Annotated in this window: 6 protein-coding genes; all 6 read right to left on the bottom strand. The window is 33.2% G+C overall.

Going from position 1 to position 12,009, the window contains the following annotated elements:
* Positions 1–81 precede the first annotated feature (81 nt).
* Positions 82–810, bottom strand: a complete 729-nt coding sequence (locus tag Q0807_RS10110; RefSeq protein WP_299109290.1) for an energy transducer TonB — start codon at positions 808–810, stop codon at positions 82–84.
* 65 nt (positions 811–875) lie between these two features.
* Positions 876–1,238 (bottom strand): VanZ family protein, encoded by a 363-nt coding sequence (locus Q0807_RS10105; RefSeq protein WP_299109287.1) that lies wholly within the window; start codon positions 1,236–1,238, stop codon positions 876–878.
* Positions 1,231–1,611 (bottom strand): glycine cleavage system protein GcvH, encoded by a 381-nt coding sequence (gcvH, locus tag Q0807_RS10100; protein WP_299109285.1) that lies wholly within the window; start codon positions 1,609–1,611, stop codon positions 1,231–1,233. Before gcvH ends, Q0807_RS10105 begins: the two co-directional genes overlap by 8 nt.
* A gap of 60 nt (positions 1,612–1,671) precedes the next feature.
* A complete protein-coding gene (gene sprA, locus Q0807_RS10095) occupies positions 1,672–9,036 on the bottom strand; it encodes a cell surface protein SprA (RefSeq protein ID WP_299109283.1) in 7,365 nt (2,454 codons plus the stop codon).
* Positions 9,036–9,617 carry a Holliday junction branch migration protein RuvA gene (gene ruvA, locus Q0807_RS10090; protein ID WP_299109281.1) on the bottom strand — a complete coding sequence of 194 codons (582 nt, stop codon included), beginning with the start codon at positions 9,615–9,617 and terminating at the stop codon, positions 9,036–9,038. Before ruvA ends, sprA begins: the two co-directional genes overlap by 1 nt.
* A gap of 80 nt (positions 9,618–9,697) precedes the next feature.
* Complete coding sequence (locus Q0807_RS10085) at positions 9,698–11,977, bottom strand: NADP-dependent malic enzyme (protein ID WP_299109279.1); 2,280 nt, start codon at positions 11,975–11,977, stop codon at positions 9,698–9,700.
* Between the last annotated feature and the right edge of the window lie 32 nt (positions 11,978–12,009).

The raw sequence follows: 12,009 nt of genomic DNA, 5'->3' as shown, positions 1-12,009 counted from the left end.
GTCACAATAAGCATACCAAAACGAAAATCCCGTTCAATTAATTTTGAACGGGATTTTTATATGGTATAAAAAATATACTTCTTAGTCTTGTACTTGGAATACAATTGGAATTGAGAATGGCATAACCACTGCTTTTCCTCTTTGCTTTCCTGGCTTCATTTTAGGTAATTGACTGATAACTCGTTTTGCTTCTTTTTCTAATCCTGGGTGAGGACCACGAGCAACAATACTAGAAATGTTTCCTGATTTATCTACTTTAAACTGTACAAATATTCTCTTTTTTCCTGGAGGCAAACCTAAATCACTTGCTAAATCTGTATTAAACTTTTTACCGATGAACTTATTCACCTTTTCGTTCATACATTCTTTTTTAGCAGCATTTCCTTTCTTTTTTTCACAACCTGGAAAAACAGCAACGTTTTCAATTACGTTAAAAGGAACTTCAATATCTTCTTCTACTTCTACAACCTCTACTTCTTCAATTTCAACAATTTCTGTTTCCATTTCTGTTTCAGTTGATTCAATTACAGTTTCCTCAACCTCAACTTCATCTTCTACAACCTCAATCACTTCTGGAGCTGCAGGTGGTGGTGGTGGTGGAGGTGGTGGCGTCGCAATTTGTTCCGTAACTGGTACTTCTTCCTCTAATTCATCATCTAAATTAAGAGATTCAGCTACAATATCACTTTTATCATACGTTTTATAATTGATCGCCATATACGTAATGCCAAGCATTAACGCAAGACCAACAGCAAAGTATAACGAGCTGTTACGACTGACGTCCGATTTCGGATTTTTTTTAAGTTCCATAGTGTTTTAATTTTTATAACATCGCTAATTTAAATAAATAATAGTAAAAAAAGCAAGGCTTTATGTTATTTTAATTTATATACATTTATTTGTGTTGCAATTAACGTACCAAAAATTGCTCCAATACTGTTTGCAATTAAATCGTAGGTATCATACATTCTATTAGGATTAACAAAGTATTGAAGTAACTCTAATATAAACCCAAGAAAAGCTGATAAAAAAAACACAAGAAAAGGTATATACTTTGTTTCAAAGGGCTTAAAACAAGAAGCCCATAAAAATGCTAAACCTATATATGCGACTATGTGATAAATTTTATCATCAAAAGACGACCCTAAACTCGGCACTCCATTTAATGTTATTAAACTCGCAATGATTAATGCCAATGTATATATTATTGACACAGGTAATAGTATTTTTTTAACCACTAATTAATGCTTTATAAGCATCTGCAGATAATAAGCCATCTACTTGTGAAGCATCAGAAAATTTTAATTTTATCATCCAACCATTTCCATAAGGATCAGAATTTACATTTTCTGGTTCATCCTCTAAACCTTCATTAAATTCTATAATTTCACCTGACAGTGGTAAAAATAAATCTGAAACCGTTTTTACAGCTTCAACAGTACCAAACACTTCTTCAATATCTAAAGTTTCATCTAAAGTATCAACTTCTACATAAACTATATCACCTAATTCGCTTTGTGCAAAATCCGTAATACCTATTGTAGCGACGTCGCCTTCAATTTTAACCCACTCGTGGTCTTTTGTATATTTTAATTCTGATGGTATATTCATTTTTATTCTATTATATAATTAATCCAACAAATGTAAATTTTTAATACTTTCAATTCAAATTTAATTTCCAAAATTATATCGTAATGTAATTCCTGATCTTAAAGAGGTTTGTGGGAACGATGTTGAAATTGCAAAATCTGAGAACGTATAATCAAAGTAGAAAATTCCGGTTAGGTTTTTACTAAATGCATAATCTGCGGTATACTTTAATCCCCAAATAGTTTGACCTGCTGTAATCTGATTATTTTCTAAATCTAAATACCTAATAATCGTTTTATTATCTCTTACCGAAATATCTGCACGCATATTTAAATCACTTACAATAATTTGCTTTGGACCTGCAAGTTGTGATCTAATTCTTAAATCTTTAAATCGGTATCCTAGACCAAGCGTGTATTCTTTACCTTGTATCTCAGTCATTAAATTATTATCAAAACTTAATGATAACATTCTATCTGTTTTTATCTCTGCTAAAACCTTAATAGAATTTTTCATTTCAAAATCTAAACGCATTAAAGGACTAAACTGCTCTTCTAAGTTAATGTTACTGTAAAGCGTTTCATTTTTATAATTACCAGCTTGATCGATAACATCAGGAGACTGATCACCATAAGCTAGACCAGGAATTAAGTCTTCTGTCACTAAATCTAAGTTAGTTCTGAATTGATTAATAGTATAACTAGACCTGTAACCATGCTGAATAGAAAATCGTCTAAAGGTCTTTTTAAACCATGGAATTTTCATTAAACCAGTATACTTTAAAGTCCAGTTTGGAATTGGCACATCTCTAAAAGCACTTGTAGTTACTTTATCTGGATCTGTACCTTGGTACGCAGATAAAAATGCTGGCAATAATACACGTTGACTATTTTTTCCGAAACCTTCTGGGTAACCTTCAGCATCTGTGGCATATGGTGTATCTCCATAAAACTCTTTTGCCAAACGATTTGCTATAACTAACCTGTTAGATCTAAAATCATCAAAAGTTTCTGATTGATTTTCATCACTTGTATTAAAGGCTGTTTTTATTAATGCTGTAGAGATATTAAAGTTACCAAAGGAGTTTGTGATTAAATCCTCGTACCTATCACTTAAACCATCTAAGTCATCATCAATTGCCTGAAAACTTTCAGACATATTTTCTGCAAATGTTCTGTTACCTGTAAGATCAATTTTTAAATCTCTCATAGGCTCTATATTGGCAGAATATACAAGCGATGTGTTTTTTACTTCAGTATATTGTTGGTTTAAATCCGGAAATACAGTTAACCAACCATTTCTTGCTGCTAGGTCTCTAATATTTTGCTGACTACCAAAAGTATAACCTATAGTTGGTTTTAAAGTACCAACGAAACCTGGTGTTTGCATATATCCAGGAAGAAAAGTTCCGTTATTTTCTGTATAACCTAGCTGAATACGTTTTACCATAGTAACAACATCTACAAACGTGTTATATGCCTTTTTACCTGTACTTAGTTTATTTGGATCTTTAGTTTTATCTTTATCAGCTATAGATTTATTTGGTGTTGCAGAACGCCCTTTTGTACTTACTGCTCTAGTACGCCCTCTACTTCGCTTTTTTCCTTTTCTAACTAAACCTACAGTTTTGTATAAGGTTTCCATATTAAGTGTAGAGTTAATATTATGGGTATTAGAGTTCTGAATAGAATGCCCTAAATTATAAGTATTATAAACCCCTGGATTGTCTGGATCCTCTACTTCTAATCCTTCGTTTAAATCAGATCCTTTTTGCCATTGAAATGAACCATTATAAGAATACGTTGCTCTTAAAAAACTTAACGCTGGAATCTTATACAGTGGTATTTCGTAATTAACTTGTAGCTGTTGTGTTTGATAATTAGGGTCTCCAAAATCAAAGAAACCATCCCAAACATCTAATTCTGGATCTTGTAGACCACTAATACGATCATCAATAAAGTAATTACGAACAATATTTGTATTCGCTGCAGAAAAGTTTAAACTCAATGCATCTGTAATGTTATAATTTATAGCATACTGAAAATCGAATGTATAATTTCTCCTAAACAATTCTTCTATACCAATATTACTACCACCTAACTCTACTTCTCTAAATTTTTGTTTACTAAACTGTCTATTAATATCTGTATTAACTGAAAAAGAAGATGGTAATAAATTAAGGTTAAAATCTTTTAAAATCTTCCAGTTTTTTCCAGTAAACAGTGAATCATTCTTTTTAAATGGTTCAAATTTTACAGGCTCAAAAGCATAATTATAATTGGCACCAGCTCTCACTGTTTGATCTAATGCGTTTTCAATTTCAAAATCCCTATGCTCTACTTTATTATAAGAATAGTTTAATGTTAGGTTTTCTACATCGTAAAAGTGCTTTTCAGATTCGGCTGCTTTTTGCTTTCTAACACCAATAAAGTTTATACTCTTTCGTTTGGTATAATCTTCCGATTGTTCTCTAATACGATCTTCGTCTGCGCTAGTTTCTGCTGCATCTATGCGAGAATCTAATGTAAGGTCATTATAATATTGGTCGAATTTTGGTGTTACCAATTCTTCACTTTGCGCATAATTAAACGGAATCTGTACTCCCCATTTTTTTGGTAATAATTGCCCTAATTGTACATTAGTTACAACATCATAGGACTGTACATCTTCTAAGCTTCTTTCATTTGGCCCTTGTTCTATACCTCCAAACCCAATTGTGCTTCTGCTTCCCGTTGCGCTAATATCTGCAAAATCTGCAAAGTTTGTATCCATGCTAACAACAGCAGCCCAACCACCTTCGTTTTCTAGACCAGACATTCTTAATTCGTTAAACCAAACCTCACCACAAACACTTTCTGTTGTATTGCTGTTTTTAACACCAACCATCAGGACTCTAATATCTCCAAAATTAGGATTACCTTTTATCGCAACACGTTGCTGACCAATTGCAACCGTACCAAATTCATCTACTGCATTTTCACTTACTTCACCATCAATAACATTATAAAATGTTGGGTCTTCATTAGACAACGTTTGGTCAAAAATACCTTTAGACTTTATTTGTTGAAACGCTTCTAAGGAAATATTAATCTCATTTTCATCTGGCCAAAGCTGTTCTGCTCCAGTGCCTTCTGCAAAATCTGATGGTAATAATGGGACTTCAACCTGATAAAAATTCTCAGTTAAATCATTACCCATTCGTATAAAAGCAGTCATTTCTCCTATATCTAATGCTTCTCCATCTTGAGCTTCTGCGTGTAAAAACATTCGTAAACGTTTGTACTGACGCATATCTAAATTAATATTTTTATAAACACCTCTGTAATCTTCAACTTCTAAATCACAAGCTTGCAGAACTAAAGATTGTTCATTTTGTCTAATTATACTATTGTTATTATTTAGCTCTTCTCTTTCTACTCCTGGAGGTGTTTCGTATGAGCCATTATTTTCTTGTATACCAACAATACCAACATTAAATTCGGTTAGGTCGTTTTCATGTTCTGTAATAGTCTCATCATCTAATGGCAGCGAATAACGTCTCCAATCACTACGCACTAAATCTAATGATGCAAAACGTAAAACTGTATTCTGTGTAAAATCAGATAAATGCATACGCGCAAAACGAATAGAACGAATATCTGAAATACCACCTATTGCTTCACGTATATCACTATCTGCAATAGGAATTCTAAACTGATACCACTTCACATCAGTCCTTACATCTCCATTTGGAAGTGTAACACTTATGGGTTCGCCTGGACCTCCTTTTACATCAAAGATGTACGGATTATCTTCCGTTAAACTGGCAGGTGTAATGTCTATTTCATATTCAAAATAACTATCAATGGTATTCATTGTGTTATCTCTGTTTATATCTTCCACATCTGGCTGAGTTGTAGAACCTCTATTAGTATCTGTAAACGTATCTGGTGTATTGCCTTCTAAACCATTATATTTTTTATAACGTTCAAAAATACCGCCTTCTTCGTTTAAGTAGTAAGAATAGTTATCGTTTGCAGGATCTTCTCCAAAGTTATTTCCTCCATAAAGTGTCTGTAACATTTGAGCCTCTTCTGCATCATCAAAACCATCGTAACCAACATCTTGATTTGTTCTTTGGTCTCCTGTAGTATCAAAGGTGTAAATCAATGATTGATTTTGAGGTACTACATAAGGATTTTCTAACGTTAAAGGTTGTTGTAGAATTAATGATGAAACGTCACCATCTTCTGGTAAACCATTTTCGTATTGTTTTCTACCATCCTTTAAAACATCTTCTGAAATATTACCGAGGTTTATAAATAATTTACCTCCTGTATTTGCTGGGTTATCTAAAAATGGATCTTGTATCCAAAATTCTATATATTCTACATTGGATTGCTCAAAATCGGTAGATGTAATTTGTCTCGTTATACCTGCCCAACTTTCAGCAGGATTAGTTAATACGTTATTAGTTATTGTTGGGTCAAAATTATATGGACCTCTTTCTGTTGGATAATAAGCTAAATCTAACGTATTGATTACTGATGTCTGTCCTTGCACAATATCTTGATCAGGAAATATTTCTTCAATAAACACACGACGTGTATAAATATCAGAAACATCATCATCGGTCATACCACTAGGACGCTGTGCACTAAAGAAAATTGGATCAATTGTGTACCAATTTAAAAGCGCTCTACCAAAACCATTTTCTATACCTTGTTTGTTAGATATATCATTTTCACCTACACCATTTACTGTAAGTGGTCTACTAGCTAATGACCAAGACAACGGACTTAATAAGTCAATTGCACCTTGTGTACCTTCAAAATCATCAATATATGCTGTAGCTTCTCCATTAAAATCTGCTCCACTTGCTGCTCCTGGTAATAAGTATGCAAACTCACCTCTAACAGAAAGATTAGAAGGTACGTCTGTATCAATATTTGGTAATTTGTTGACTAATCTTGTTAAGAAAGGAACTTCTGTTGAGTAGTTTCCGTTAAAACCAAAAATTGTATTATTTATAGGCTCTGAATTATAATTCGCTTTTTGCGTTATTGGTCGCTCACTAAGATTTAATAATGTTGCTCCTAAAACAAAATTCTCATCGAATTGATGCTCTACATTTACACCTGTAAAACGTTTTGTTTGCTGTCCAAAAACGGCATTGTTTTCTACAGAAACATTAATTGGTGTGTTTGATGCTTTTAGCGCTTCATCTAAAATTTCAACACGACCTAATTGATAATTTACAGTATAATCTACACCTTCTACAAGTTGACGTCCACCTGCTGTTACTCTAACAGAACCTCTTGGTACATTAAAAGCACCTATTGGAATACCTGAATCTCCTCCACTACTTTTAAAACGTCCTTTTATTTGAAATTTATTCTTTTCAGCTTCATCTAAAGCTGCGGTTTTTGTAGACTTATAAAGAATATCATAAACGTATTTCTTTTGGTTTTCGTTATATCCACTTTCAGTGTTGGTTACATCATCATAATCAGCTTCATTGTTATTTGGGTTACCATCATCGTCTAAAACATCAAATAAATAACGTCCAAATGGCTCCGCTTTTGTGAATATTATTTTACCATTTTGAGATAAGACCGTAGTTCCTTCAACATAATCAAAGAATCCATCACCTCTTTCTTGCGGATCATTATTATAATTTAAACGGTCTAAATGGAACAGTCTTATTAATGGTGTTTCATTAATTTCTGAATCGTCACCACTGTAAACTGTATTATTATCAAAAGTCGGAAATGTTGTGCCTTCAACTGGATTTATATAATTTACTGAAGAGGCTTCTGTATAAAAGATATTCAGTTTAAAATCTTCTTCACTTAATTGAAAAGCACCAGTATCATAGATATTTTTCATCATTAGACCCCAAATAGGTTGCTCTACAGATGTTACTGCACTTTTCAACATTTTTAAGACTAAACTTTGATTATTTACAACTTGAGTTCCTGAGGTATCACTTACAGTTGTTGCGTCAACGCCATCGTTAGCAAATTCACCAACTTGAAAAACTTCCCCTCCTAATGTATATTGAAAGGCTACTGCTAATACTTCATCATTTAATAAACGCTGATTTAATGAAACATAACCCAATTCTGAATTTAAAATATACTCTTGTCCTTCTGTTAACTTTCTTGCAGATTCTAACTTTCCGTAATCATATCCTTCATTTACGGATACATTAATACCGTTTTCTACAGACGTAATATTCCTTACTAAATCCGTTAATTGAGATCCTCCAACACCAATACTTGTTGGGTCGAAATCATTATTTTTATTATTTGGCTTTGCTCCTGGGTTATTAATAAAACCTGCTGGTAAAGGTTCTAAACCAATATTCTCAGCTGAAGATTCTCCTAAATCTTGAAACGCTACAATATTCCTAACATTCTCAGTTTGGTTATTTCTGTTAGTAACCCAAAGCTCTATTCTTGTAATTTGAAGTCCTTGATTATCTATAAAAGGATATTGTAATAAAGACTTATCATAAGTTTCTTTAAAATATTGCGCTAAGAAAAAGTGTCTGTTTTCGTCGTAATCTCTAGCATAAAATTCAAATTCTTCTACCGTTCCACCACCTTCTGCAACCACTGATTTGGCTTGAGATTGTTGTTCTGAGAATACAGCAGTAACTCTTGTTTTACCAAATTGTAATTCCGTTTTAACACCAAATAAACTCTGAGCACCTGTTATAAGTGAACTATTTAATGGCATGTTAACATTACCAACTTCAATTTTTCTAATAATATCATCTTCGGTTGGTGTGTACTCTAACTTTACAACTTGTTGAAAATCGAAAGTAGCTTCTGTATCATAATTAGCAGTTACTTGAAGCCTTGTACCAACTTTACCTAATAAACTTAAACTTATTCTCTGGTCAAAATCGAAAGTAAAATTTGTTCTATTTCTTGGTGAGAACGAAGGGTTATCTTGTTTTGAAAACAGTACCCCTAAATCTACTTCAACAGAACCTTGTGGAATTACATTAATAGTATTTCCTCCAAAAATGCTTTCAAATAATCCAGAATTGACATAAAACTCTGGTAATAAGTTTTTCTGATCTTCTTCTGCACCTTCTTTTTGTCCAGCCTTGGCATCAGCCATTTTCTTATAGTAAGCTTTAAGCTTTTCTTCTAATACTAATTTCTGAAATTCTTCTGCCGTTAAAATTAATGGGTAGTTAATATTAAAATTTCCTATTTTTTCTGTGTAGACATAACGATCAAGAATAGGATCGTATTCGTATTTAGATACAATACTGTTAGGGTTTGGCATATTTAATTTACCAAATGAAAACGTAGTTATTGTACTATCTTGTTCGGTTTCTGGCTGTGTTTCTTGAGCCAAAAGCGAATTACCTATTAGCATTACAAGAGCTAATACACAATAAAACCTATAGGATAAAGCGTAATTATGGTTAGTTTTATTCAATTGCATTATAAGTTTTTAAGCGCTTCTTTTATAATTTGCTCTACAAGGGCATCTGGTTGGGCTTGTAAAATTTTATCAACTACTTTTTCAGATTGTTTTCTATTAAATCCTAAAACATCTAAAGCTGATAACGCTTCATCTTTGTCCGTATTGTTTGGCGTAAGAGAAAGTTCATCTAAACCGTAAACTTTTAACACTTTATCTTTTAAATCTATGATAACACGCTGTGCCGTTTTTAGACCAATTCCTTTTACACTTTGTATTAAGGAAACATCACCACTTGCAATACCGTCCTTTACTTGATCTGGTGTTAATGAAGACAGCATAGTACGTGCTGTATTAGCACCAATACCACTTACTGATATTAATAATACAAATATCTCGCGTTCCATTTTAGTTGAGAAACCGTAAAGGCTCTGGGAATCTTCTCGCACCTGAAGGTACGTATAAAGTCTTAAATGTTCTTTATCTGGAATTTGAGAAAAAGTATGAAAAGATATATTAATGAAATACCCAACACCATTACAATCTATAACAACGTCTGTTGGATTTTTCTCTACGAGTTTACCCTCTATATGTGTAATCATTTATAACTGAAGTTAAAAAACCAAAAGTAATAAAATTATTTTCATTAAAATATTTCCCTAAACACTAATAAAAATCACTATTAATGGTGTTTTCTTTCACGTTCTTGAGCATCAATAACTGAAATTGCCGCCATATTTACAATTTCGTCTACACTTGCACCTAATTGTAAAATATGCACTGGTTTTCGCATTCCCATCATTATAGGTCCAATTGATTCTGCACTATTTAATTCTTTCAATAACTTATATGTAATATTTGCTGAATCTAAATTTGGAAAAATTAACGTGTTCACCTTACGACCAGCTAATTTTGAAAACGGAAAAATATCTTGTAATAATTTTGAATTTAAAGCGAAATCTGTTTGTAATTCACCATCAACAACCATTTCTGGATACGCTTTATGTAAATACGAAACCGCTTCCCTTACCTTTTCTGCTCTAGGATTTTCTGAAGACCCAAAATTAGAATATGAAATCATTGCAGTAACAGGCTCTATACCAAACATTTTTGTGACTCTAGACGTCATCCTTGCAATCTTAGCTAAATCTTTTGCGTTAGGATCAATATTTATAGACGTATCACTTAAAAACATTGGTCCACGTTGCGTCATCATAACATTGGTGGTTGCTATTCTTGCCACACCGTCTGCCATACCAATTAACTCTAACATTGGTTTTACAACTGAAGGATAATTACGAGAATAACCAGTAATTACTGCATCTGCATCGCCTTCATTAACCATCATCGCAGCATAATAATTACGCTCTCGCATTTTCTTTTGTGCCGAATAGATAGTTACGCCTTGCCTTTTGCGTTTTTCCCAATATGCTTTTGCATAACGGTTTTTGCGTTCTGTTTCTTCGTCTGATTTTGGATCTATAATTTGAACATCTGCATCAAATTCTATTTCCTCCATGAGTTTAAGTATCGCATCCTTACGACCTAATAAAATAGGAAAAGCGACACCTTCATCATGCGAAATCTGTGCGGCCTTTAATACATCTAATTGATCTGCTTCTGCAAAAACTACTCTTTTAGGGTTTGTTTTTGCTCTACTGATAAGCATTCTTACCAATTTATTATCAGAACCTAAACGTTCTAACAATGAGTTTCTATAACGGTCCCAATCTTCAATTGGCTCTTTAGCAACACCACTTTCCATAGCTGCTTTTGCTACTGCTGGAGGAACTTCTGCAATTAATCTTGGATCAAACGGTTTTGGAATAATATAATCTTTGCCAAAAGTTAGACGTGTTTCACCATATGCAATATTTACTTGCTCTGGCACAGGCTCTTTTGCTAAATTAGATAACGCCTTTACAGCTGCCATCTTCATTTCTTCATTAATCTTAGTTGCTCTAACATCTAAAGCTCCTCTAAATATAAATGGAAATCCAAGAACATTATTAACTTGGTTAGGATGATCACTACGACCAGTTGCCATAATAATATCATCTCTAGTATCTACTGCTAATTGATAACTAATTTCTGCAACTGGATTTGCCATGGCAAATACTATCGGATTTGCCGACATTGATAACAACATTTCTGGAGTTACAATATTTGGTTGTGACAGACCTATAAATACGTCCGCATCTTTCATGGCTTCACTAAGGGTATCTATTCTACGATGCGTCGCAAACTCTGCTTTTTGAGACGTTAAACTATCTCTATCGTCTCTAATAACACCTTTACTGTCTAGCATTACTATATTCTTACGGCTAGCACCACAAGCTTGGTATAATCTTGTACAAGAAATAGCAGCTGCACCAGCACCACTTACTACAATCTTAACATCTTCAATCTTTTTTTCTGCAATCTCTAAAGCATTGATTAAAGCTGCTGCCGAAATTATTGCTGTTCCATGCTGATCATCGTGCATCACAGGAATATCTAATTCTTCCTTTAAGCGTCGTTCAATCTCAAAAGCTTCAGGAGCTTTAATATCTTCAAGGTTAATTCCACCAAATGTTGGTGCAATATTTTTAACTGTAGCAATAAAAGCTTCAACATCTTCTGTATCTACTTCAATATCAAAAACATCAATATCTGCAAAAATTTTAAAGAGCAAACCTTTTCCTTCCATTACTGGTTTAGAGGCTTCCGGACCAATGTTTCCTAAACCTAAAACAGCCGTTCCGTTAGAAATAACAGCAACTAAATTACCTTTAGCCGTGTATTTATAAACGTTATTAACGTCTTTTTCAATTTCTAAACATGGTTCTGCTACACCCGGAGAATATGCTAAAGATAAATCGCGTTGCGATGCATACTTTTTTGTAGGTACTACTTTTATCTTTCCTGGAGTTGGTTTTGCGTGATATAATAAAGCTTCTATGCGTTTGCTTTGTTTGCTCATAATCAAAAAGAATTAAGCTACAAAGATAAGCA

The organism is uncultured Winogradskyella sp. (assembly GCF_947495255.1).
In the GTDB taxonomy this organism is placed as follows: domain Bacteria; phylum Bacteroidota; class Bacteroidia; order Flavobacteriales; family Flavobacteriaceae; genus Winogradskyella.
The sequence above is the reverse complement of the archived record's forward strand: the minus strand, read 5'-3'. Positions and strand labels throughout refer to the sequence as shown.

Coding starts and splice junctions, on each gene's coding strand:
- Q0807_RS10110 (WP_299109290.1), bottom strand. CDS start 810: ATGGAACTTAAAAAAAATCCGAAATCGGACGTCAGTCGTAACAGCTCG.
- gcvH (WP_299109285.1), bottom strand. CDS start 1,611: ATGAATATACCATCAGAATTAAAATATACAAAAGACCACGAGTGGGTT.
- sprA (WP_299109283.1), bottom strand. CDS start 9,036: ATGCAATTGAATAAAACTAACCATAATTACGCTTTATCCTATAGGTTT.
- ruvA (WP_299109281.1), bottom strand. CDS start 9,617: ATGATTACACATATAGAGGGTAAACTCGTAGAGAAAAATCCAACAGAC.
- Q0807_RS10085 (WP_299109279.1), bottom strand. CDS start 11,977: ATGAGCAAACAAAGCAAACGCATAGAAGCTTTATTATATCACGCAAAA.